Below are 23,305 nucleotides of genomic sequence, written 5' to 3'. Positions count from 1 at the left end.
AATAATCTGGGGACAGTAAACATGCCAATTCAGTTCGACGGGCAAGACAGGCACAGAGTCGACAATCTGGGGCTTGTTCCCATGGTTGTGGAGCAGACGGCGCGCGGTGAGCGCTCCTATGACATTTACTCCAGACTGCTGAAAGAACGGGTTATTTTCGCTGTGGGCGCGGTAGAAGATCACATGGCCAATCTGATTGTCGCGCAGTTGCTCTTCCTGGAGTCGGAAAATCCCGACAAGGACATTCACCTGTATATCAATTCACCGGGGGGGTCCGTCACGGCAGGACTGTCTATCTATGACACCATGCAGTTTATCAAACCCGATGTGAGCACCATGTGCATAGGGCAGGCTGCCTCAATGGGCGCATTTCTCCTGTGCGGCGGGGCGCCCGGCAAACGGTTTTGTCTTCCCAATGCCCGCACAATGATCCACCAACCCAGTGGTGGCGCACAGGGACAGGCGACAGATATCGACATTCAGGCCCGTGAGATACTTATTATTCGCGAGCGCCTGAACAAATTGATGGCACAGCATACAGGGCAGAGCCTGGAAGTTATCGAGCGTGACACAGAGCGCGACCGCTTTATGGATGCTGAGCAGAGCAAGGCGTATGGGCTTGTTGACGAGGTGGTTCCCAGCCGTGCCAGTGCTGGAAAAACCGACGATAATAAGTCTGAATAACGTGATTTAGTTCCTTTGGGGACTTGCAAAAAATCCCGAAAAACATCATCGTGGAATGGTCAGATGACGTAAACGGGCACACTTAACCGCGTAGGATGGCCGGATGAGCGACAAAACCACGAAAATGGGTGACGATGGCAGCAAACTGCTGTACTGCTCCTTCTGTGGCAAAAGCCAACACGAGGTTCGCAAACTGATTGCGGGCCCGTCTGTGTTTATTTGCGATGAATGCGTTGATCTTTGCAACGACATCATTCGTGAAGAGGTACAGGAAAACAATGCCGGGGCCAAGCAGGACCATCTGCCAGTGCCGCAGGAAATCAAAACCATCCTCGATGATTATGTTATCGGTCAGCAGCGGGCGAAAAAAGTGCTGGCCGTTGCTGTGTACAACCATTACAAGCGGCTGCGCCACGGCAAGAATCGCGAGGACGTCGAACTGGGCAAAAGCAATATTTTGCTGGTCGGTCCCACCGGCAGCGGTAAAACACTGCTGGCGGAAACACTGGCGCGCCTCCTCGATGTACCCTTCACGATTGCCGATGCCACGACACTGACCGAGGCCGGATATGTCGGTGAGGATGTAGAAAACATCATTCAGAAGCTGCTGCAAAAATGTGATTACGATGTAGAGAAAGCCCAGGTAGGCATTGTCTACATCGATGAGATCGATAAAATTTCACGCAAGTCAGACAACCCCTCTATCACCCGTGACGTATCGGGAGAGGGCGTTCAGCAGGCGCTGCTGAAGCTGATAGAAGGCACCGTTGCCTCAGTGCCACCCCAGGGTGGACGCAAGCATCCGCAGCAGGAATTTCTGCAAGTTGACACATCCAACATCCTGTTTATCTGTGGTGGTGCATTTGCCGGCCTTGAGAAAGTGATACGCAACCGGTCCGAAAAAGGCGGTATCGGGTTTGGCGCGGAAGTGAAAAGCAAGGATGAAACAAGCAATGTCGGTGAATTGCTGTCCCGGCTGGAGCCGGAAGACCTGGTTCATTACGGGCTAATCCCCGAGTTCGTCGGTCGCCTTCCCGTTATCGCCACCCTGGAAGAACTGGACGTTGACGCGCTGGTAAAAATACTCACCGAGCCTAAAAACTCCCTGACCAAGCAGTATAGCAAGCTGTTTGATATGGAGGGTGTCGAGGTGGATTTCCGCGAGGACGGTCTTCGCGCCATCGCCGAGAAAGGCATGGAACGTAAAACCGGTGCACGTGGATTGCGCTCCATACTGGAGGGCGTCCTACTGGATTCCATGTACAACATCCCTTCCCTTGACGATGTAAGCAAGGTCGTCATTGACGAGTCGGTTATCAGGGGAGATTCCGAACCCCTGCTGGTCTATCAACACAGCGAGCCGGCCGCTCGGGCGGCGTCTACCGACGACTAGGTACAACACGCCGCGCACAGCGGCTATCGAGAGAGTGGGGCTGGTTCGGGACTACGAGCTTGTTTTTCGGGATTATGTCCCCACATATAAGCTCTACAGTTTCTAAATTTCTTTAAAACCCGGAGATTTTTATGGGTTCGTCCTCTGTCATCGTCCTGCCTTTGTTGCCACTGAGAGATGTCGTTGTATATCCGCACATGGTGCTCCCACTCTTTGTGGGAAGAGAGCGCTCCATCGAAGCCCTTGAAGACGCCATGGCCAATGACAAGCAGGTGCTTCTGGTGGCTCAGCGCAATGCCGCTGATGACAATCCCACAGCTGACGGTATTTACCAGGTCGGCACTGTGTCCAATATCCTCCAGTTGCTCAAATTACCAGACGGGACCATCAAAGTCCTGGTAGAAGGCAGTTATCGCTGTGCCATTGACAGCGTGGACGATGAGGGCAACTTCAGTAGGGCGGGTGTGCGAGAGATTCTCAGCGAAGATATTCCAGAACACGACGTCGATCCGCTGCTACGCACCACCATCGCCCAGTTTGAAAAGTATGTAAACCTGAGCAAAAAAGTGCCCGCAGAAGTGCTCACATCTCTTACCGGTATCGATGAGCCGGGCCGCCTCGCTGACACTATCGCGGCGCATATGAGCGTCCCCCTTGAGGAAAAACAAAACATTCTCGAGATGTCGGGAATACGGGCGCGACTGGAACACCTGATGGGCCTGATGGATGCCGAAATTGACCTCTTTCAAGTCGAGAAGCGCATTCGCGGGCGCGTCAAGAAGCAGATGGAAAAAAGCCAGCGCGAGTATTACCTGAATGAGCAGATGAAAGCGATTCAGCGTGAACTGGGAGATATGGATGAAGCTCCCAACGAACTGGATGAGCTGCAGGCGCGTATAGACAACGCCAAGATGCCGGTCGAGGCTCAGGAAAAGGCGCAGTCTGAATTGAGCAAATTGAAAATGATGTCGCCCATGTCGGCGGAGGCATCTGTTGTGCGCAGTTATATCGACTGGATGGTGAATGTTCCCTGGTCGAAGCGCAGCAAGGTCAAACACGATCTCAAGCGAGCGTCCGCAATTCTGGATGAAGATCACTACGGCCTCGAAGAGGTCAAAGACCGTATTATCGAATATCTGGCCGTCCAAAAACGTGTGCGCAAGGTCAAGGGGCCAGTGTTGTGCCTGGTCGGGCCCCCTGGTGTCGGCAAAACATCACTCGGTGAATCACTCGCGCGAGCGACCAACCGTAAATTTGTTCGCATGGCACTTGGCGGTGTGCGTGATGAAGCGGAAATACGCGGGCATCGCCGGACATATATTGGTTCAATGCCAGGTAAGCTATTACAAAAAATGTCCAAGGCGGGGGTCAAGAACCCGCTCTTCTTGCTCGACGAAATTGACAAGATGGGTATGGATCACCGTGGCGACCCCGCTTCTGCGATGCTGGAAGTACTGGACCCAGAGCAAAATCATGCTTTCAATGATCACTATCTGGAGGTCGACTACGACCTGTCGGACGTGATGTTCATATGCACGTCCAACACGATGAATATTCCGGCGCCGCTGCTCGATCGTATGGAGGTGATTCGTATACCGGGTTACACCGAGGATGAGAAACTGAATATCGCCGAGCGCTACCTGATTCCAAAACAGGTTAAATTGAACGGCTTGAAACTGGAAGAGTTGTCGATAGCATCCGATACCGTTACAGACGTGATTCGCTACTATACCCGCGAAGCCGGCGTGCGCTCTCTAGAGCGAGAGATTGCCAAAGTGTGCCGCAAGATCGTTAAAGCGTTAACTCTGGGCGAGATGTCCCCAGGCGTCGTCGTCACTCCGGAGATGCTCTCCGACCTGCTGGGTGTAAGAAAATACAACTACGGCATAGCTGAAGAAACCAATAAAATTGGCCAGGTAACCGGGCTGGCCTGGACGTCTGTCGGTGGTGAGCTGCTGACTATTGAAGCGGTTTCAGTGGTCGGTAAAGGGCGCCATGTGCAGACTGGTTCGCTCGGCGACGTCATGCAGGAATCGATACAGGCTGCCACGACTGTCGTTCGTAGCCGCGGTCAGATGCTGGGTATACCCGCCAATTTCCACGAGAGCCATGATGTGCATATCCACGTACCGGAAGGGGCTACACCCAAAGATGGACCGAGTGCAGGTGTTGCGATGTGCACAGCGCTGGTTTCAGTCCTGACTTCTATTCCTGTTCGATCAGATGTCGCTATGACCGGGGAAATTACACTGCGAGGTGAAGTACTCCCTATTGGCGGTCTGAAAGAAAAATTGTTGGCCGCTAGAAGGGGTGGCATCAAGACTGTCATCATTCCCAAAGAGAATGAGCGCGACTTGAAAGAAGTGCCCGATAATATTAAGGAGCATATCAACATATGCCCAGTAAAATGGATTGATGAGGTACTTGCACTCGCCCTTGAATCAATGCCAGAACCACTGAGCGATGAGGAGTTTCTAGCAGACTCCATATCAACCAGCTCTGACGGCGAAGGCGACGAAAAAAATAGGATAAATACACACTAGCAGGCGCTAAGATTATTGACCAGCATTCCTGCTCTGGTATACAGTCATGCGTCTAACTGCATGATGATGTTTTTGAGCCGATAACTTCACTAATAAACATGCGGCTATAACTGGAGATTGGGAGCCAAGGTTAGATTTATCATCGCGCTCCACGTTACTTAGCGGTAACATACAACTTCCACAGCTATAACTTCCGAGGGAAAAATTGTGAACAAAACTGAACTGATTGACGCGATTGCTACAGCAGCTGATCTACCAAAAGCATCTGCTGGGCGGGCATTGGATGCCGTACTTGATAGCATTACAAACGAATTAAAGATGGGAGAGCAGGTTGCCCTGGTCGGCTTTGGCACTTTCTCTGTCAAGAATCGCAATGCGCGCAGCGGTCGCAATCCGCAGACTGGCGCTACAATCGAAATCAAAGCTTCCAAAGTGGCCAGCTTTAAAGCGGGTAAAGCGTTGAAGGACGCCGTTAACTCCTGACAAACGCAGGATTCAAACGTAGCCCACAGGTTGCGTAATCATCTGGACTCGACCTACGGGCCATTTGAGAATTCAGTTTAAAAGGCGCACACTCCCGTGCGCTTTTTTTTTAGTTTTCGCGAGTAATATTCATGCTTCAAGATATACGAAAAAATGTACAGGGAACCGCTGCAAAGATCGTCGTGGGGTTGATTGTCATCTCGTTTGCATTCTTCGGAATTGAATCGATCCTGGTCGGCGGAGGTGGCAACGAAATCGCCGAAGTAAACGGTGATCCGATCTATCCACAACAGCTACAGCAGGCACTGAACACCCAGAAACGCCGCCTTATTTCCATGATGGGAGATAACTTTGATCCGACGTTGCTAGACGACGAGCGATTGGGGCCTCAGGCGCTGGAGGCATTGATCAACCGCCAGCTGTTGATGCAGGCAGCGGATGAGAAAGGGCTGGTGATTTCGGACACTGAAATCGGCGCGCTGGTTGCGAACATGGAAGAATTTCAGGTTGATGGCGTGTTTTCACCTGAGCTCTACAAAGGTGTGCTGTCCGGCGCGGGATATACCCCGGCGTTTTTCAAGCAAAGCCTCGCAGATGACATGTTGATGGGCCAGCTGCGCAGCGGTTTGGCGGGCACCGAGTTTGTAACGCCCGCCGAGCTAGAACTCAACACTCAGGTGATTGCAGAGCAGCGCGACCTGCGTTATTTCAGTATCCAGCGCGAAAGTTTCTCTGATATGCCGGATGTCACCGATACCCAGATAGAAAGCTACTACAATGAGCATCAGGACTACTTCCGTACGCCCGAGTCAGTAGACCTGGACTATCTCGAACTGACACTGGACGATTTCCGCCAACCCGTAGATGAGGATGCAGTTAGAGAGGCGTACGAAATTGCCAAAATGGATCTTCAGTTTCAGAATCAGAGTAGGGTATCCCATATTTTGTTTGAGGCTGATGCTGAGGGCGATATTGAGGCACGTTTAGCACAGGCGCAAGAGCGACTCGACAACGGCGAATCCTTTGCCGAAGTTGCACAAGCACTCTCTGACGATATCGGCTCTTCGGACAGGGGTGGCGATCTTGGATATACCAGTGGAGAAACCTTCCCGGAGCCAATGGAGGCCGTTATCGCTAAGCTGGAGCCCGGTGTTGTGTCAGCTCCTGTGGAAACCGATGCGGGTACACACCTGATTCTGGTAACTGAACGCAAAGCCGGCGAGACCGCCAGCCTCGAGGAAATGCAGGATGAGTTGCGTGAGTCTATTCAGGCCGAAGAAGCACGCGTTGAACTGCTGCGCACTGTCGAATCCCTCAGAGATTTGTCATTCAATGCTGAGAACCTTGATTACCCCGCCAGAGAACTCGGTTTGACCGTTGAAAAAGCTGACTCTGTCACACGAATACAGAACGAAGGATTGTTTTCAAATACCGTGCTGATCGAGTCAGCCTTCTCGGAAGATGTGCTGGAGGCCGGGAATAACAGTGAGGTGATCGAACTTGCTGACAACAGGTTTGTCGTGTTGAGTGTACGCAAGCACAATCAGCCGCGCGTTAAACCCCTGGCAGAAGTGCGCGAAGACGTCATCGCGGCCGTCGCTGAAGAGTCTGCCAGAGCGGCTGTTGCGGCCCAGGCTTCGCAGGCGCTTGCGCAATTGCGGGCAGGCGTTTCGATGGAGCAGTTGGCCGAGGCCAAAGGCTACGATGTGCAACTGGAACTGGCGGCCGATCGACGCAATACTGCGGTGCCTCCCGAGGCGTTAAGACGAGTGTTTGAACTTCCGCCACCGGTTGGCGATGAACTGTCAGCCGACTTTGTGATGATGCCCAATGGTGATGTAGTCGTCTTGGAACTCCTGCAGGTAAATCGTGGGGAATACACATCGCTTGCAGATACAGAGCAATCGCAACTGGAGCAGGTGTTGACTCGTGAGATCGGTGCTTTGGTCGACACGGAGTACCAGAGCGGACTGCGCAATCGCGCAGACATTATTATCCTGTAATTTTTATTTGAGGCAGAAATGGCTAAACGCATACTAACGCTGAACCAGATATCGCTGCAGGGGCTGGAGCGCTTGCCCCGCGACTGTTACGAGATCGCAAGCGAATTTTCGCAACCGGATGCCATCCTGTTGCGCAGCTATAAATTGGGCGAAGAAGACATTCCTTCCTCTGTCCTCGCTGTTGCGCGCGCAGGTGCCGGTGTGAATAACATTCCCGTGGCGAGCTGCACCGCTCGCGGTATACCGGTATTCAATTCTCCCGGCGCCAACGCCAACGCTGTAAAGGAGCTGGTAGCAACTGGTATGTTGCTCGGCTCGCGCGGCGTGGTAGAAGGAATGAATTATGTACACACACTGAAAGATATCAAGGATGCAGGCGAGCTTAATAAAACACTAGAGGCCCAGAAGAAGCAGTTTAAGGGTAGTGAACTGGTGGGCAAGACACTGGGGGTCGTCGGCCTTGGCGCCATCGGTTCACTGGTCGCCGAAATGGCTTTGACACTTGGCATGGAAGTCATAGGCTTTGATCCCGCGCTGTCAGTTGAGGCGGCATGGCGTTTATCCAGCCAGGTGCGCCGCGCCGAAAATCTGTCGTCACTTTTCGCGAAGTGTGACTACGTGAGCCTCCATCTCCCAGTGCTGGATTCAACTCGCGGCCTGATCAATGAGGAATTGCTGCAGGTAATGCCCGCTAACAGCTGTCTGCTCAATTTTGCACGTCAGGAAATCGTTGACCAGCAGGCATTGATACAAGCGCTGGACCGCAAACAGTTTCGCAAGTACATCGCTGATTTTCCGACTCCGGAGCTCATCGGTCGTCCCGACGTTATTTTGATGCCGCACATCGGTGCGAGTACTGATGAGGCTGAAGATAATTGTGCGATTATGGCCGCAGACCAACTGCGAGATTTTCTCGAAAACGGCAACATACGCAATTCTGTTAATTTCCCCACGCTGACGCTGGACCGTGTCAGTGGCTGTCGCCTGTCGGTGGCCAATGACAATGTGCCCAAAATTCTCGGAAATGTCCTGTCGATCCTGGCGGATGAAAATATCAACGTTATCGATATGCTCAACAAGAGTCGCGACGATATTGCCTACAACCTGATCGATATCGGTACCCAGCCATCACCGGCGGTGCTGGAAAAAATGCAAGGTATAGAGGGCGTCATTAACGTTCGCCTGATAGGCGATTGCGCCTAAGGCCAGTCGCTTACAAGCCAGAAACCTACAGTTCCAGATAGGGCGCTACTGGATATCGTCATTCAGTGGCGCCAGTTCCTGATTGTCCGTCATATACATCCCTTTTTCTTCTGCACTTAAGCGGGCGTGACCCTGCCAGGGAAGCAGCCGTTGGTCGGCGTGCAATTGAAAATCGAGGAACGGGTATTTGATGATGTCGAAGTAGGGTGAATAGTCGAAGTGTTTGGGAATGCAGAGCTTGGGGTTGCGCAGAAACAACTGTACCCGGTCTGCATCCACCCGCTTAACCAGCGGCAATATGGGAAATTGAATGCACCCGAATGACTCCGCAATCATGGTCGAACAGACTGTCTGCGTACTTTTCCCAGGGTGCACACTGAACAGCGTTGAACGCCAGCGGCGGGGCAGGATTGCCCAGGGAAACAGGAATCGCGCCAGATCGAATATCTGGCGCACATCGTAGGTTGTACCTAGGCGGCCGATCGCATACGCAATGACCTTCTGGCTATCCTTGTATGACAGACCTCTGGGGCGACAAATACGGATATGCTCGCGCTCGTACTCAGTGAGCCCACGAACCACCGTCCCCAGGCCGAGTTCACTTTCAATGATTAACTGCTTGTCCGCCGTTCCCGGGTAGAATTTACCGACGCGTTCCCTCAGTTGGGGATCTTCGATGTCATGCAGGCGGCCAATGTACAGTGCTGCATGTGACCAACTGCTTTGCGTCACCAGCTTGATGACTTCACTGGCCCTGGTGCGGCCTTCCACAAGCAGAACGTCACACGTCTTGAGTTCGTGCCGTATACGTTCGAAGTCGCTGAGTGGAGATTGGGGCAGCGGTTTCTTGCGTTTCAGCCAGTTGATGACAATTGTGCGTATCCAGCTAATCATTGGATTTTTAACGCTTGGAAGTGATATAGATGTTGTTATATCGCAGTCGGCACACAGACACCAGAGGCAGAGTAGGCAGTGGCGCACAATTTGGCGATACTGAACGCCCGCAGTTCATATCGCTGCTGATAATCACATCCAACTGAGGGGTAACAGTTCATGGCTGATTCATTGGAATCTCTGACAGAAAAAATCGGTTCACCCCGAGACTATGACACACCGCCGCTGCACTTATGGCATCCCGCACTGTCCGGGGATATCCCGATAGTAATCAACACTCAGGGTGAGTGGTATCACGACGACGGCAAAATAGAGCGGGAGTCCCTGGTCCGCCTGTTCGCCAGCATCTTGCGGCGGGAGGACGACGGCGAGTATTACCTGGTCACGCCAGCCGAGAAATGGCGGATACATGTAGAGAGCCACGCTCTACTGGTTACGGATGTGGAAGCCGTAGAAGAAGGGGACAGCCGGGTATTGGCGGCGACATTGAATACCGGTAGGCGGGTTCAGATAGACCAACAATGCTCTCTGTTTCTGGATCAGGCGGTCGGCGGTATCGCAGCGATGAACCTGCCTCACGGCCTGACAGCGCTGTGCACCCGGGCCGCGTGGTACCGTCTGGTTGAGTTGGCTGAAATGCGCGGTGACCAGGCCGTGCTCACCTCGGGTGATTACGAGTTTTCTATGCCGACTTAAAACCCAAAGTCTCAAGCCGGCGGCCGTTCGCGCAATACCATTACATATTGGGGTAGTTTGGTCCGCCGAAGCCTTCGGGTGTCACCCAGGTGATGTTCTGCGCCGGGTCCTTGATATCGCAGGTCTTGCAGTGCACACAGTTCTGCGCATTGATCTGAAAGCGCTGGCCTGCCTCATCCTCGACAATTTCGTAGACACCCGCCGGGCAGTAACGCTGTGCGGGCTCGTCGTACATGGGCAGGTTCTTGTCCAGCGGTATGCTGGGATCGAGCAGGGTGAGGTGACACGGCTGGTCTTCCTCGTGGTTGGTATTGGACAGGAACACCGATGAAAGCCGGTCAAAGCTGATAGTGTTGTCGGGCTTCGGGTAGTCCAGCTTTTTGCAGTCAGCCGCCGGTTTGAGCGCGGCAAAATCCGGCTTACTGTCGTTCAGGGTGAAAGGCAGTTTGCCCCTGAAGATATTCTGATCGATCCAGACCATCGCGGAGCCGACAAGAATGCCAAACTTGTGCATGAAACCGGAGAAGTTTCGCGTGCTGTACAACTCCTCGTGCAGCCAGGAAGATTGCAGTTTAGTCGCAAAGGTGTCGAGGTCAGCCGGGGCGGCATCACCCTGTGCAAGTGCTTCTACCACGGCTTCCGCCGCCAGCATACCGCTCTTCATTGCGGTGTGGTTACCCTTGATTTTCACGCTGTTCAGGGTGCCGGCATCGCAGCCAATGAGCAGGCCGCCGGGGAAGTGCATCTTCGGCAGTGAGTTAAAGCCACCCTTGGTGATCGCGCGCGCGCCATAGACAATGCGTGTGCCACCCTCGAGATACTTTACAGTCTCGCTGTGGTGCTTCCACCGCTGAAACTCTTCGAACGGGCTCATATGGGGGTTGCTGTAGTTCAGGTCTGCTATCAGGCCGATGTAAACCTGGTTGTTCTCGGCGTGGTACATGAATGCCCCACCACCGGAATTACTCTCGCTGAGAGGCCAGCCCAGGCCGTGTATCACAAGCCCTTCCTCATGCTTTTCGGGGGGGATCTCCCAGATCTCCTTGATCCCGATCCCGTAGTGCTGTGGATCTTTACCTTCTGCCAGTGAGAACTTCTCGATCAGTTGTTTACCGAGGTGGCCCCGGCAGCCCTCGGCAAACAGGGTGTATTTTGCATGCAGCTCCATGCCGGGCATGTAGCTGTCCTTGTGTTCACCGTTGGCGCCCACACCCATATCGCCGGTTGCGATACCTTTGACGCGCCCATCCTCATGGTACAGAATTTCGGCAGCTGCAAAGCCCGGATAAACCTCTACGCCCATGCCCTCAGCCTGCTCGGACAACCAGCGACACACATTACCCATGGAGACGATATAGTTGCCTTCATTGTGTGTAGGCTTGGGAATCATGAAGTTAGGCAGTTTTATCGCACTGGTTTGGCTGAGGTAAAAGAAGAACCTGTCACCTTTGACTTCTGTCTTGACGGGTGCTTCGAGTTCTTTCCAGTTGGGGAACAGCTCGTTAAGTGCGCGTGGCTCAAGCACAGCACCTGAAAGTATATGAGCCCCGACCTCGGAACCTTTTTCCACTACACAAACAGTGATTTCCTGCCCTTTCTCCTGAGCCAGTTGCATGATGCGACACGCGGCGGACAGCCCGGACGGACCGGCGCCTACGATCACAACATCAAATTCCATAGATTCACGTTCCACTGCGCTGTCCTCTTGGGTTGGTTTACTGGCTCGGACGCTCGATCCGATCTCTGAAAAGGCCACAAGTATATAATTTTCAACGATTAAAAACTATAAAGTTGGGAACAGATTATCCTGCGACCACCGACGGGGCGGGTCCCGGGCAGGCCGCGTGGCCCTTGACCCCACCGTCATTTATGGGCAACATACGCCGCCTAGTTCAATGGCTTGCAATGAAATTTTACCGTTGCAGCCGCCTTTAACCCACCTGAAAATTCTATGGAGAATCCATGAAGGTTCTTGTTGCTGTAAAGCGCGTCGTTGATTACAACGTGAAAGTACGCGCCAAAGCCGATGGCAGTGATGTCGATCTGAACAACGTCAAAATGTCCATCAATCCCTTTTGTGAAATAGCCGTCGAGGAAGCAGTGCGCCTGAAGGAAGCTGGCGTTGCGACTGAAGTTGTTGTCGTATCGGTTGGCGAGAAAGCCTGTCAGGAGCAGATCCGTACCGCTCTGGCACTGGGTGCTGACCGCGGTATTCAGGTCGATGTGGATGGCAAGGTGGAACCGCTGGTCGTCGCCAAGCTCCTCAAAGCTGTCGTTGACAAGGAACAGCCACAACTGGTTATTCTGGGTAAACAGTCCATTGACGGTGACAATAACCAGACAGGCCAAATGCTTGGAGCACTCGCTAACATGGGCCAGGGCACTTTTGCCTCCGAAGTGGTTGTAGATGGCGACAAGGTGAACGTCACACGTGAAATTGACGGTGGTATGCAGACAGTCAGCCTGAGCCTTCCCGCCATTGTGACTACCGATTTGCGCCTCAATGAGCCGCGTTACGCTTCACTGCCCAATATTATGAAGGCCAAGAAGAAGCCTTTGGACGTACTCACACCCGACGAGTTGGGCGTGGCTGTCACCTCACACCTCACGCAGGTAAAAGTAGCTCCCCCTGCAGCGCGTCAGGCCGGCATCAAGGTCAGTGATGTACAGGAGTTGGTTGATAAACTGAAGAACGAAGCAAAGGTAATATCATGAGTACTCTGGTTATAGCGGAACACGACAACAGCAGCCTGAAAACTGCCACGCTGAACACGGTTGCTGCCGCCCAAGCGATTGGTGGCGATATCGATATACTGATAGCCGGTGCCGATTGTGGCGCAGTGTCTGAAGCGGCAGCAGCTATTCCGGGCATCAACAAGGTTCTGGTAGCGGATAACGCGGTGTATGCACACCAGTTGCCTGAAAACGTCAGCCTGCTGGTTGCTGAAGTGGCAGCCGGTTACGACAATATTCTTGCGCCGGCAACTGCCAACTGTAAAAACTTCCTGCCGCGTGTTGCAGCCCTGCTAGACGTCGCGCAGATATCGGACGTCACCGCAGTCGAGTCAGCAGATACCTTCCAGCGACCAATTTACGCTGGCAACGTTATTGCCACCGTACAGAGCGCTGATGCAAAAAAGGTGATCACTGTGCGCACCACGGCTTATGACGCCGCTCCTGCCACCGGCGGCTCTGCGACGGTTGAAGCACTGGACGCCGTTCACGATGCAGGTATCTCTGCGTTTGTAAGCGAGGAGGTGGCTGTCTCTGAGCGCCCCGAATTGACATCCGCATCTGTGGTAATTTCAGGCGGCCGAGGTATGCAGAACGGCGAGAACTTCAAGCTGCTTGATGGCATCGCAGACAAACTCGGTGCAGCAATCGGTGCTTCCCGCGCCGCAGTAGATGCCGGCTTTGTGCCCAACGATATGCAAGTAGGCCAGACCGGCAAAATCGTCGCGCCCGACCTGTACATCGCTGTGGGTATCTCCGGCGCGATTCAGCATCTGGCTGGCATGAAGGATTCCAAAGTCATTGTCGCCATCAACAAGGACGAGGACGCACCTATCTTCCAGGTCGCAGACTACGGGCTTGTCGCGGATCTGTTTGATGCACTTCCGGAACTCGAATCCAGCCTGTAAAGGTATTGATGTTAAAGAAACCGGTCTTCATGGCCGGTTTTTTTTCGCCCGCTTTTGACAGACTGAACTACCACTGCGCAAATTACCGACTGGATCAGTCCCTGCGCAAACGTTCCGAAATGGCAATAGGCGTAGGATAGTTGAGTACGACGATGTAGGAGGAGGCTAGTAGCGTAAGAATGGTGGTGGCCTGTATCAACAGTGAGGCCTGCTCTGAAATCAGTGCCCCCGCTGCAGCGACGTAAGCAATCAACAACGAGAACTCACTGGCCTGTCCCAAGCGAAAACCCAAATCCCAGCCCAGCGTGCGCTTTTCGCTGACCCCTTTCAGCAGAAACCGGTAGACAACAGGCTTGATACCCAGAACCAGTACAGCCAAAAACAGGGTAGGCAGCAGTACCTGATTGAGTACCGCGAGATCGAAACGCGCGCCCACAGAGAAGAAAAACAGGATCAGGAAGAAATCCCGCAGCGGCTTCAGGTTGACCGCAATATACTGCGATATCGGGCTGGTAGCGATACTGATCCCCGCTATAAAGGCGCCAATTTCTGCCGATAAACCCAGCGCGTGGGCAGCCTCCGCCATGCCGAGGCACCAACCCAGCGCGAGCAAGAATATATACTCGTGAAAACGGTCATAGCGGGTGATCAGGGGGAGCAGGGCATATCGCACAACCAGCACAGCGGCGCCTGCGAGAAGGGGAAGGCTGAGCAGTGACATCACCAGTTCACCGCCCATACTATTGTCGCCACCGGCGGCAGCACTGAGCAGCACCATCAGTACGACGATAGCGAGCAGATCCTGTAACAACAGCAGGCCGATCATCAGCTCGCCGATATGGCGGTGATGTAACACCGTTGTCGGCAGTAGCTTAATTCCGATAATCGTCGAGGAAAACATCATGGCCGCACCGACGACGAGACTGTCCTGCAATGAATAGCCAAACAGCATCGGCACGGCAGAACCCATAGCCAGGAAGATGGCCGAGCTGAAAACGGCGACCACCGTCGATTTGCGCAGCGTGGACCACAGTGCCTGGGGCTGCATGTCCAGACCGAGCAGGAACAGCAGGAAAATGATGCCGACGTGACCGATGTCAGAGAGTAATTTGAGATCTGTCACCATCGACAGACCGTAGGGTCCGATGCAGGCACCGAGCGCAATATACGCAATGATCAGGGGCTGACGTGTGTAGAGCGCGATAGAGGCAAACACAGCTGCCCCGCTGAAAATCAGAAAAAACGAAAAGGTGATACTGCTGAGTTCCATGTGCCGCTCTTACGTGCCTGCCGGCTACGAGTGTAAACAAAGCTCGGCCGGATAGGAAATCAGCCGGGGAGTCAGACCCTTCTGCGAAACAGGGGTAGCGGTTGGTCGTCGGCAGCCTGATAGAATTCGGTAAAGTCACTGAGACTATTCAGAGCTGACTCCAATTCGCATTCCTTACTCATCTGAAATGCGTCAAAGCCACAGCGTCGCAGGTAGGTAAGTTGATCGCGGATAAAGTGACCACCGGCGCGCAATTCGCCGTGATAGCCCTGTTCGCGCAGTCGCCTGGCATAGGTAAACCCGCGGCCATCTGTGAACACCGGAAAGTTGATGACAACCAGTTCTATGTCCTGCAGGTAATCAAACAGCACATCGGGCTCCTCGCCTGGTTCGAGCTGCACACCGCTGCCTTTCTTGTCCGGCAATTGCAACCACTGCTCCAGCGTGCATATCTGTCCGGCCGGCACAGCACTGGCCGTATGGTCGAGGGCCGCCCAAATGTCGTCGACGACCTTGCCATTTTTAATGAGTCGGGGCATATACGCGCTCCTTAAAGGGCTCGTTCCCGACGCGTCGATAGGTGTCGAGAAAGCTTTCCTCTTCCTGGCGCAGTGCCACATAGGTGGAGAGGATGGTATCGATGACATCCGGCATGTCTTCCTGCTTGAACGACGGGCCGAGTATTTTGCCAATTGATGCTTCTTTGGACTGGCTGCCTCCGAGGCAGACCTGGTAGTACTCCTGACCTTTCTTGTCCACACCTAGTATGCCGATATGACCAATGTGGTGGTGTCCACAGGCGTTCATACAGCCGCTGATATTGAGTTCTAGCGGCCCCAGATCATAGACATAGTCCAGGTCATCAAAGCGCGCCTGGATGGCTTCTGCCACTGGCAGGGACTTCGCATTGGCCAGCGAGCAGTAATCACCACCGGGACAGCAGATAATATCGGTGAGGTAACCGATATTGGGGGTCGCCAATCCAGCAGCCTGCAGGCTCTGCCACAATGCATACAACTGCGACATGGGCACATCACCGAGCACCATGTTCTGTTCGTGCGTGCTGCGGATTTCACCAAATGAATACTGGTCAGCCAGTGCCGCGATCAGTTCGAGTTGTTCCGCGGTTACATCACCGGGGGCATAGCCCGTAGATTTTAGCGAGACGGTCACGATACGGTAGCCCGGTACCCGGTGCTCCAGCGTATTGCGTTGCACCCAGTTGCCGAAAATGGCATCGCCATCGCATGCCGTTTGCAACTCTGTTGCAGCCCGTGCCCCATCTAGAACGGCGTAGTCAGGAGCGTCAAAGAACGAACGAGCCCGCTCCAGCTCCTCCTCTGTCAGGGTCGTGGGGCCATCCTTGAGGTTCGCCCATTCCTTCTCTACAGCCTCTCTGAACGCCTCTACGCCCATCGCCCGCACCAGTATCTTGATGCGCGCCTTGAACTTGTTGTCGCGCCGCCCGTGTTTGTTATACACACGCAGGATGGCCTCCAGATAAGTCAGCAAGTGCTCCTTCTCGAGCCACTCGCAGATCACAGAGCCGATCGCGGGTGTCCGCCCCAGGCCGCCGCCCACAAGAACCTTCAGGCCGATCTCGCCCCGTTCGTTGGCCAGTAATTCCAGCCCTATATCGTGATGGTGTATTGCAGCGCGGTCTTCGGTGGAGCCACAGACCGCGATCTTGAACTTGCGTGGCAGGAACGCAAATTCCGGGTGTAGCGTCGACCACTGCCGAATAATTTCACAGTAAGGGCGTGGGTCCTCGAGTTCGTCGCGGGCCACACCGGCGAATTGGTCGGTGGTGGTGTTGCGCACACAGTTGCCGCTGGTCTGTATAGCGTGCATCTGCACAGTGGCGAGCTCTGCGAGGATGTCAGGGACATCGGTCAGCGCTGGCCAGTTCAGCTGTATATTCTGCCGTGTGCTGATATGGGCATAACCCTTGTCATAGCGGCGAGTGATATCGGCCAACTTACGCAGCTGCTTGCTGTTCAACAACCCGTAGGGCACGGCAATGCGAAGCATCGGTGCCTGCCGCTGCAGGTACAGACCATTCTGCAATCGCAACGGCAGGAACTCAGTTTCAGAGATCTTTCCGTCGAGAAAACGCGCCGTCTGGTCGCGAAACTGAGCGACGCGCTCATCGATGATTTTCTGGTCATACTGGTCGTAAACGTACATTTACTCGTCCTGCTCCGGCCCATGGCCAAAGCGCTCTGGTGAAGAAAAGGGCGCTACCATACCAGAAAATGTGTGCGAACAAATAGTCATAATTTTCATAAGCTTAGAATGAACGAGCCAGTTTTCGGCAATTCTTCACACCTTGTTGTCAGCTCTTTTGATTGCGCAAAATATTGCTATAATGCGGCGCCCTTACAACTTCATATCTGGAGAAAAGAATGACCGATCAAACGAACAGTGAGCGCGACGCTGACGGCGCCGCTGATGCCATCGCCGCGGTGGCGATTATCACGATCGTGGTGACCACTATGTACATCTGGTTATCAGGTATGCCTTCCTGATGACTATGCCGGAATGACACCTCACAACGTCATTGTCCGGCATTTTCTATTACTGTCTGTACCACGAACATCACCGTGGCTATAAACAGCAGGGTAAAAATAATGCCTGCCGCGATAAATACGCCGATACGGCCCTGTTTAAAATCCCTTTCCCGATTCTTGCTGCTCTGCACACCCAGGCCTGCCGCAAACACGCTGGCTATGATCTGCAAAGGGTTCAATTTGCGGGGTGGCTCCTGGGAGTCAGGCGTTCTGTCAACTGAGTCGTTCAAGTAAATTTCTCCCTCAATAGCTCAAATTGGGACGCAGCCAGCGCTCAAGTTCTTCCACGGGCTCTCCCTTGCGCCGTGCCTGATCCTCGATCTGGTCGCGACCGACTTTACCCACTGCAAAGTAGCGGGACTCGGGGTGTGAAAAATAGAAGCCGCTGACGGAAGAGGGCGGTGTCATTGCGAAACTTTCCGTCAGCTGGACACCGGCGGCCTCGCTGGCATCAAGTAAGCTGAACAGCGCGGTCTTTTCTGTGTGGTCGGGACAGGCCGGATAGCCGGGAGCGGGCCGTATGCCCCGATAGTCCTCGCGGATCAGCTCATCGACGCTCAGCGCTTCATCCGCGTCGTAGCCCCACAACTCCTTGCGAACCAGACGATGCAGATACTCGGCGAAAGATTCCGCCAGGCGGTCGGCCAGCGATTTTAACAGAATGCCATTGTAATCATCGTGTTGGGCAGCATATTGTGCGGCCAACTCCTCGACACCGTGGCCCGTGGTAACACAGAACCCGCCGATATAATCACTGACTCCGCTATCGGCCGGTGCGATAAAATCTGCCAGACTGGCATTTGGCTTACCATCGGGTTTCTCGGTCTGCTGCCGCAGGTGATGCAGGGTGGCAATAGGCGCATCGCGCGATTCATCGGCGTAAACCTCGATATCGTCAGCGCCTTTGCGCGCCGCCGGCCAAAAGCCCACTACCGCTTTCGCGGTGAACAGTTTTTCATCGACGATGCGTTTCAACATCGCCTGGGCATCGCGATACAGCTCCTGCGCCTGAGGGCCAACCACCTCGTCTTCGAGTATCCTGGGAAACTTGCCGGACAGTTCCCAGGTGATGAAGAAGGGTGTCCAGTCGATCGTGTCGACCAGATCTGCCAGCGGAAAATCGTCGAACACACGGGTGCCAATAAACGAAGGGCGCGGTGGCTGGTAGTTGTCCCAGTCAAGCTGTATTGCATTCGCGACGGCCCGCTCATAAGTGAGTTCTTTCTCACGCGGCTTGCGATTGGCCACTCTCTCGCGCACGGTGATATATTCATTGCGCAAGTCGTTGACGAACTTCTCTTTACCCTGACCGACAAGCTGCGTGACCACGGAAACGCTGCGGGACGCATCGGGGACATAGACCACCACATCACCGCTGTACTGGGGATCAATTTTCACTGCGGTGTGCGCCTTGGATGTGGTTGCGCCGCCTATCATCAGCGGGATATTGAAATCCAGTCGCTGCATTTCAGCGGCGACATGCGCCATTTCATCCAGCGAGGGGGTGATCAGCCCGCTAAGACCGATAACGTCGACGTTTTCCTCGCGCGCGACCTCAAGTATCTTTTCACAGTGCACCATGACACCGAGGTCGATGACCTCGAAGTTGTTACACTGCAACACGATGCCCACAATATTCTTGCCGATATCGTGTACGTCGCCCTTGACAGTCGCCATCAGGATTTTGCCGTTGGTTGAGTTGCCGCCAACCTTGTCCATTTCTATATACGGTTGCAAATGCGCCACAGCCTGCTTCATCACGCGGGCACTCTTGACCACCTGGGGCAGAAACATCTTGCCGGTGCCAAACAGCTCACCGACGATATTCATGCCGTCCATCAGCGGCCCTTCAATGACCTGGATTGGGCGGTCAAGTTTCAGCCTCGCTTCCTCAGCGTCCTCGACAATCCAGGTATTGATACCCTTGACCAATGCGTGCGCGAGGCGTTTCTCCACATCTTCCTCTCGCCAGCTGAGATCCTCGACGCGCGCCTCAGTACCACCGGAATCCCGGTATCTTTCGGCCAGTTCCAAAAGACGCTCAGAGCCATCTTCCGTACGATTGAGAATCACGTCCTCGACCACGTCGCGCAACTCTGCGGGCAACTCGTCGTAAACAGCCAGCTGGCCCGCGTTAACAATACCCATATCCATGCCAGCCTTGATCGCGTGGTACAGGAATACAGAGTGAATCGCCTCGCGCACGGCATTATTGCCGCGGAAGGAGAATGAGACATTGGATACACCCCCCGATACCAGAGCGCCTGGAAGTTCAGCCTTGATATAGCGGGTCGCTTCAATGAACTCCACCGCGTAGTTGTTATGCTCTGCAATACCGGTGGCAATGGCGAAGATATTCGGGTCGAAGATTATATCGTTGGGGTTGAAATCCAGCTCGTCCACCAGTAGGTCGTAGCAACGTTTGCAGATGTCCTTGCGCCGCTGCAGGTTGTCGGCCTGACCCTCTTCGTCAAAAGCCATGACGACAACCGCTGCGCCATAGCGCTGGCAGAGATGGGCCTGCGCAAGGAATTCTTCCTCTCCCGCTTTCAGGCTGATGGAGTTCACGATTGCCTTGCCCTGGATACACTTGAGGCCGGCTTCAATCACATTCCATTTCGAGGAATCCACCATGATGGGGACACGGCTGATGTCCGGTTCAGAGGCAATCAGGTTGAGGAAGGTGTCCATCGCCGCCTCAGAATCCAGCATGCCCTCATCCATATTGACGTCGATCACCTGTGCGCCGTCCTCAACCTGGTTGCGAGCGACGTCCAGTGCCTCATCAAAGCGGCCGTCCATAATCAGGCGCTTGAACTTGGCGGAACCCGTCACATTGCAGCGCTCTCCGACGTTGACAAACAGGCTGTCGGCAGTGATGTTGAAGGCCTCCAGCCCGCTCAGGCGGCATGCCGGCTCATGTGTCGGCAGCGGGCGGGGAGTGGCGTCTTTGCAAGCGTCCGCAATCGCGCGAATGTGCGCCGGTGTGGTGCCGCAGCACCCGCCGGCCAGATTGAGGAAACCGCGGGAGGAGAACTCCCGGAAATCCTGCTCCATGATATCGGGTGTCTCGTCGAATTCACCAAACGCGTTGGGCAGGCCAGCATTGAGATGTGCGCTGAAATAGCAATCACAGGCTTTTGACAGCTCCTCCACAAATGGGCGGATCTCGCGGTAGGGGCGACCGCAGTTACTTCCCACTATCAATGGCTTGGCATGGGCTACCGCATTCCAGAAAGCTTCCGGGTTCTGGCCCGACAGTACCCGCCCGCTGATATCCGGGAACGTCACTGAGATCATGATCGGCAGTTCCTGACCCAACTCTTCGAACACTTCTTTGACCGCAAAGATCGCCGCCTTGGCGTTAAGTGTGTCGAAAATGGTTTCGATCATTATCAGATCAACACCGCCGGCAATCAGCGCTCGCGTCGCTCTGGCGTAATCTTCGCGCAATGTATCAAAGCTGATGCTGCGCGCACCGGGATCGTTGACATCGGGTGAGATAGACGCCGTTTTGGGTGTAGGCCCCAGTACCCCAGCGACAAAGCGCGGTTTTTCCGGGGTCTTCGCTGTGTACTCATCGGCCACCTGCCGGGCAAGTTTAGCTGCCGCCAGATTCTGCTCCTCGGCGAGCTCGCTCAGGTCGTAATCGGCCTGCGCTACCGCTGAACTGCCAAACGTATTGGTTTCTATGATGTCGGCACCGGCCTCGAGAAAGGCGCGATGGATCTTGGAGATAATGTCCGGCCGGGTAAGGCTGAGCAATTCATTGTTGCCCTTGAGGTCGGAGCCATGATCGGCGAAGCGCTCACCCCGAAAGTCGGCTTCAGTGAGGCCTTCTGCCTGAATCATCGTCCCCATGGCGCCGTCAATTATAAGAATGCGCTGCTTTAGAGCTTCCTCAAGCCCCGAGTTGTCCTTCACCGTTGCCATAATAAATAGTGCCTTAAACGTGCCCGAAATATATCTGAACTCAAAAGTGCCCCAGGAAGGGGCAACCAGTGGCATTCCCGTCCCCAAAAAGGACGCCAATCTTAACAGATTGTAAGCCTCATTGGAGATCGGTTGCCTGCATCATTCACACTTGGCAGGCAAGTTTGTTACAATACCCGAGTATTTTACTCGGAATGGATCGCGCAATGGTCACAATCACTGAATCGGCACAGGACTACCTGGCTGAATTGTTGTCCAAGCAGGAAGATGCTCTGGGCGTTCGTATCTTCATCAATCAGCCCGGCACACCCCGCGCTGAAACCTGTATCGCCTACTGTCGCAAGGATGACGTGCACGAGGCGGATCAACAGGTAGAATTGCCCAAATTCAAGGTGTGGTATGAAGAAAAGAGCCTGCCCTTCCTGGAGGACGCTCTGGTGGACTACGCCAAGGATCGCATGGGCGGTCAGCTGACGATCAAGGCGCCCAATGCCAAACTGCCCAGAGTGGACGAAAACAGTTCGCTGGAAGACCGCGTCAATTATGTCCTCTACAACGAGGTCAACCCTGCGCTGGCAGCACACGGCGGTGAGGTCAGCTTGGTGGAAATCACCGAAAAATCTGTCGCGGTTCTACAGTTTGGCGGCGGCTGCCAGGGGTGCAGTGCGGTAGATCAAACGCTCAAGGGCGGTGTGGAAAAGACGCTGTTGGAGCAGATTCCGCAACTCACCGGGGTGGCCGATACAACTGACCACAGCGATACATCCCAAGCCTATTATTAAGGAGTAGCGACCGCTCAACGCCGCACCGGCCCGTCAGGCAGCCGGGCGGTTGCGGGATACCAACGTATCCTTGATGCGCTCGCGCATCGTTCGCAGGCAGCTTTCGGTAGTCTCCCAATCGATACACCCATCCGTGACGGATACTCCGTACTCCAACTTGCTCAGGTCAGTGGGAATAGCCTGGTTCCCAGCGTGTAAATTACTTTCTATCATCAGCCCGATAATCGAGGTGTTGCCCTCAAGTATCTGGTTGGCCACGTTTTCTACTACCAGCGGCTGCAACTCCGGCTGCTTGTTGGAGTTGGCATGACTGCAGTCAACCATAATATTGCCGGAGACACCGGCCTTGGCCAGTGCGTCTTCACAGAGCTTGATATGCACCGAATCATAGTTCGGGCCGGTTGCACCGCCGCGCAGGACGATATGACCGTAGCGATTGCCCTTGGTAGTAAATACAGACACCTGGCCTTGACCATTGATGCCCAGGAATCGGTGTGGGTTGGCCACCGAATTCAGCGCATTGGTAGCGACTGTGAGGCCGCCATCTGTACCGTTTTTGAAACCCACGGCACTGGACAGCCCGCTGGCCATCTCCCGGTGCGTCTGTGACTCTGTGGTGCGTGCGCCAATAGCGGTCCAACTCACCAGATCCTGCAGGTATTGCGGCGAGATGGGGTCGAGCGCTTCCGTGGACGTGGGGAGGCCGATCTCCAGAATGTCCAGCAACAGCTTGCGGGCAATGTGCAGGCCCTCTTCGATATTGAATGAGTCATCCAGGAAGGGATCGTTAACCAGCCCCTTCCAGCCAACGGTTGTGCGCGGCTTCTCAAAGTACACTCGCATCACGATGTACAGGGTATCGTCGAGCTCATCTGCCAGTGCTTTCAGGCGTCTGGCGTACTCCAGAGCCGCGTTCGGGTCGTGTATGGAGCAGGGGCCAACCACCACAAAGATACGGGGGTCGCGCCCATCCAGAATGTTCTCAATGATCTGGCGGCTCTGTGTGAGTGTGTTTTCAACAGTCTCGGACATCGGCAGAGCGGACTTCAATTGCTCGGGCGTAATCAATATGTCCTGCGAGGCGACATTCACATTGTGTACTTTGGTGTTGCTCATCGTCACTACCTGATAAAGTCTTTTCTGATCGAACCCGGAGGCTACAATGCCTAAAGTGTCCACATGGACAGCAACGGGGGCGCAGAATTCTATA

19 protein-coding genes are annotated in these 23,305 nt (G+C 54.3%); 11 read left to right on the top strand and 8 right to left on the bottom strand.

Annotated features, from left to right (window positions below):
• Window positions 1-21: 21 nt before the first annotated feature.
• The 6 genes from clpP (at window position 22) to AC0L6S_RS05280 (ending at window position 8,309) form a co-directional block, all read left to right on the top strand.
• The gene (gene clpP / locus AC0L6S_RS05305) at window positions 22-684 is read left to right on the top strand and encodes an ATP-dependent Clp endopeptidase proteolytic subunit ClpP (RefSeq protein WP_473427389.1); all 663 of its coding nucleotides are present in this window, start codon (window positions 22-24) and stop codon (window positions 682-684) included.
• A gap of 103 nt (window positions 685-787) precedes the next feature.
• Window positions 788-2,077: an ATP-dependent Clp protease ATP-binding subunit ClpX gene (gene clpX / locus AC0L6S_RS05300; RefSeq protein ID WP_473427388.1), complete on the top strand. Its 1,290-nt coding sequence runs from the start codon at window positions 788-790 to the stop codon at window positions 2,075-2,077.
• A gap of 131 nt (window positions 2,078-2,208) precedes the next feature.
• On the top strand, window positions 2,209-4,620 hold the full coding sequence (lon, locus tag AC0L6S_RS05295; protein ID WP_473427387.1) for an endopeptidase La: 2,412 nt from the start codon (window positions 2,209-2,211) through the stop codon (window positions 4,618-4,620).
• A 207-nt stretch (window positions 4,621-4,827) separates the two neighbouring features.
• Complete coding sequence (locus AC0L6S_RS05290; protein WP_159170824.1) at window positions 4,828-5,103, top strand: HU family DNA-binding protein; 276 nt, start codon at window positions 4,828-4,830, stop codon at window positions 5,101-5,103.
• Between the two features lie 131 nt (window positions 5,104-5,234).
• On the top strand, window positions 5,235-7,106 hold the full coding sequence (locus AC0L6S_RS05285; protein WP_473427386.1) for a SurA N-terminal domain-containing protein: 1,872 nt from the start codon (window positions 5,235-5,237) through the stop codon (window positions 7,104-7,106).
• Window positions 7,107-7,124: 18 nt separating this feature from the next.
• Window positions 7,125-8,309, top strand: coding sequence for a phosphoglycerate dehydrogenase (locus tag AC0L6S_RS05280; RefSeq protein ID WP_473427385.1), 1,185 nt, complete (start codon window positions 7,125-7,127; stop codon window positions 8,307-8,309).
• Between the two features lie 45 nt (window positions 8,310-8,354).
• Here the strand turns inward: AC0L6S_RS05280 and AC0L6S_RS05275 are convergent, their stop codons facing one another.
• Complete coding sequence (locus tag AC0L6S_RS05275; protein WP_473427384.1) at window positions 8,355-9,203, bottom strand: YiiX/YebB-like N1pC/P60 family cysteine hydrolase; 849 nt, start codon at window positions 9,201-9,203, stop codon at window positions 8,355-8,357.
• 159 nt (window positions 9,204-9,362) lie between these two features.
• On the opposite strand from AC0L6S_RS05275, the gene AC0L6S_RS05270 reads away from it, so the two are divergent.
• Window positions 9,363-9,899 (top strand): DUF1285 domain-containing protein, encoded by a 537-nt coding sequence (locus tag AC0L6S_RS05270; RefSeq protein WP_473427383.1) that lies wholly within the window; start codon window positions 9,363-9,365, stop codon window positions 9,897-9,899.
• A 40-nt stretch (window positions 9,900-9,939) separates the two neighbouring features.
• On the opposite strand, the gene AC0L6S_RS05265 is transcribed toward AC0L6S_RS05270, so the two are convergent.
• Complete coding sequence (locus tag AC0L6S_RS05265; RefSeq protein WP_473427382.1) at window positions 9,940-11,592, bottom strand: electron transfer flavoprotein-ubiquinone oxidoreductase; 1,653 nt, start codon at window positions 11,590-11,592, stop codon at window positions 9,940-9,942.
• 269 nt (window positions 11,593-11,861) lie between these two features.
• Between AC0L6S_RS05265 and AC0L6S_RS05260 the strand changes: the two genes are divergently transcribed.
• Window positions 11,862-12,614 (top strand): electron transfer flavoprotein subunit beta/FixA family protein, encoded by a 753-nt coding sequence (locus tag AC0L6S_RS05260; RefSeq protein ID WP_473427381.1) that lies wholly within the window; start codon window positions 11,862-11,864, stop codon window positions 12,612-12,614.
• Complete coding sequence (locus AC0L6S_RS05255) at window positions 12,611-13,540, top strand: electron transfer flavoprotein subunit alpha/FixB family protein (RefSeq protein WP_473427380.1); 930 nt, start codon at window positions 12,611-12,613, stop codon at window positions 13,538-13,540. Before AC0L6S_RS05260 ends, AC0L6S_RS05255 begins: the two co-directional genes overlap by 4 nt.
• A gap of 94 nt (window positions 13,541-13,634) precedes the next feature.
• On the opposite strand, the gene AC0L6S_RS05250 is transcribed toward AC0L6S_RS05255, so the two are convergent.
• From AC0L6S_RS05250 to AC0L6S_RS05240, 3 genes are all read right to left on the bottom strand, one after another.
• Window positions 13,635-14,810 (bottom strand): cation:proton antiporter domain-containing protein, encoded by a 1,176-nt coding sequence (locus AC0L6S_RS05250; RefSeq protein WP_473427379.1) that lies wholly within the window; start codon window positions 14,808-14,810, stop codon window positions 13,635-13,637.
• 71 nt (window positions 14,811-14,881) lie between these two features.
• A complete protein-coding gene (locus AC0L6S_RS05245) occupies window positions 14,882-15,349 on the bottom strand; it encodes a DUF934 domain-containing protein (RefSeq protein WP_473427378.1) in 468 nt (155 codons plus the stop codon).
• Window positions 15,333-16,997 (bottom strand): nitrite/sulfite reductase, encoded by a 1,665-nt coding sequence (locus AC0L6S_RS05240; RefSeq protein ID WP_473427377.1) that lies wholly within the window; start codon window positions 16,995-16,997, stop codon window positions 15,333-15,335. Before AC0L6S_RS05240 ends, AC0L6S_RS05245 begins: the two co-directional genes overlap by 17 nt.
• A 218-nt stretch (window positions 16,998-17,215) precedes the next feature.
• Between AC0L6S_RS05240 and AC0L6S_RS05235 the strand changes: the two genes are divergently transcribed.
• On the top strand, window positions 17,216-17,338 hold the full coding sequence (locus tag AC0L6S_RS05235; protein ID WP_473427376.1) for a methionine synthase: 123 nt from the start codon (window positions 17,216-17,218) through the stop codon (window positions 17,336-17,338).
• A gap of 29 nt (window positions 17,339-17,367) precedes the next feature.
• Here the strand turns inward: AC0L6S_RS05235 and AC0L6S_RS05230 are convergent, their stop codons facing one another.
• Window positions 17,368-17,610, bottom strand: a complete 243-nt coding sequence (locus AC0L6S_RS05230; RefSeq protein ID WP_473427375.1) for a DUF2970 domain-containing protein — start codon at window positions 17,608-17,610, stop codon at window positions 17,368-17,370.
• A 13-nt stretch (window positions 17,611-17,623) separates the two neighbouring features.
• Complete coding sequence (gene metH, locus AC0L6S_RS05225; protein ID WP_473427374.1) at window positions 17,624-21,313, bottom strand: methionine synthase; 3,690 nt, start codon at window positions 21,311-21,313, stop codon at window positions 17,624-17,626.
• A 206-nt stretch (window positions 21,314-21,519) separates the two neighbouring features.
• Between metH and nfuA the strand changes: the two genes are divergently transcribed.
• Entirely contained in the window at window positions 21,520-22,095 is a 576-nt protein-coding gene (gene nfuA, locus AC0L6S_RS05220; RefSeq protein WP_473427373.1) for a Fe-S biogenesis protein NfuA, read from the top strand.
• 33 nt (window positions 22,096-22,128) lie between these two features.
• Here nfuA and AC0L6S_RS05215 read toward each other — a convergent pair whose 3' ends face one another.
• The gene (locus AC0L6S_RS05215; protein ID WP_473427372.1) at window positions 22,129-23,211 is read right to left on the bottom strand and encodes a 3-deoxy-7-phosphoheptulonate synthase; all 1,083 of its coding nucleotides are present in this window, start codon (window positions 23,209-23,211) and stop codon (window positions 22,129-22,131) included.
• Between the last annotated feature and the right edge of the window lie 94 nt (window positions 23,212-23,305).

Source organism: Halioglobus sp. D3-4, assembly GCF_055809315.1.
Note: the sequence above shows the minus strand (reverse complement) of the source record. Positions and strands in the feature narration are given on the sequence as shown.

What these genes read in the sequence shown, in the direction of transcription:
- AC0L6S_RS05215 (WP_473427372.1), bottom strand. Translation starts at nt 23,211, where the DNA reads ATGAGCAACACCAAAGTACACAATGTGAATGTCGCCTCGCAGGACATA.
- AC0L6S_RS05280 (WP_473427385.1), top strand. Translation starts at nt 7,125, where the DNA reads ATGGCTAAACGCATACTAACGCTGAACCAGATATCGCTGCAGGGGCTG.
- lon (WP_473427387.1), top strand. Translation starts at nt 2,209, where the DNA reads ATGGGTTCGTCCTCTGTCATCGTCCTGCCTTTGTTGCCACTGAGAGAT.
- AC0L6S_RS05235 (WP_473427376.1), top strand. Translation starts at nt 17,216, where the DNA reads ATGACCGATCAAACGAACAGTGAGCGCGACGCTGACGGCGCCGCTGAT.
- AC0L6S_RS05245 (WP_473427378.1), bottom strand. Translation starts at nt 15,349, where the DNA reads ATGCCCCGACTCATTAAAAATGGCAAGGTCGTCGACGACATTTGGGCG.
- AC0L6S_RS05285 (WP_473427386.1), top strand. Translation starts at nt 5,235, where the DNA reads ATGCTTCAAGATATACGAAAAAATGTACAGGGAACCGCTGCAAAGATC.
- nfuA (WP_473427373.1), top strand. Translation starts at nt 21,520, where the DNA reads ATGGTCACAATCACTGAATCGGCACAGGACTACCTGGCTGAATTGTTG.
- clpP (WP_473427389.1), top strand. Translation starts at nt 22, where the DNA reads ATGCCAATTCAGTTCGACGGGCAAGACAGGCACAGAGTCGACAATCTG.
- AC0L6S_RS05270 (WP_473427383.1), top strand. Translation starts at nt 9,363, where the DNA reads ATGGCTGATTCATTGGAATCTCTGACAGAAAAAATCGGTTCACCCCGA.
- clpX (WP_473427388.1), top strand. Translation starts at nt 788, where the DNA reads ATGAGCGACAAAACCACGAAAATGGGTGACGATGGCAGCAAACTGCTG.
- AC0L6S_RS05260 (WP_473427381.1), top strand. Translation starts at nt 11,862, where the DNA reads ATGAAGGTTCTTGTTGCTGTAAAGCGCGTCGTTGATTACAACGTGAAA.
- AC0L6S_RS05275 (WP_473427384.1), bottom strand. Translation starts at nt 9,203, where the DNA reads ATGATTAGCTGGATACGCACAATTGTCATCAACTGGCTGAAACGCAAG.
- metH (WP_473427374.1), bottom strand. Translation starts at nt 21,313, where the DNA reads ATGGCAACGGTGAAGGACAACTCGGGGCTTGAGGAAGCTCTAAAGCAG.
- AC0L6S_RS05250 (WP_473427379.1), bottom strand. Translation starts at nt 14,810, where the DNA reads ATGGAACTCAGCAGTATCACCTTTTCGTTTTTTCTGATTTTCAGCGGG.
- AC0L6S_RS05240 (WP_473427377.1), bottom strand. Translation starts at nt 16,997, where the DNA reads ATGTACGTTTACGACCAGTATGACCAGAAAATCATCGATGAGCGCGTC.
- AC0L6S_RS05255 (WP_473427380.1), top strand. Translation starts at nt 12,611, where the DNA reads ATGAGTACTCTGGTTATAGCGGAACACGACAACAGCAGCCTGAAAACT.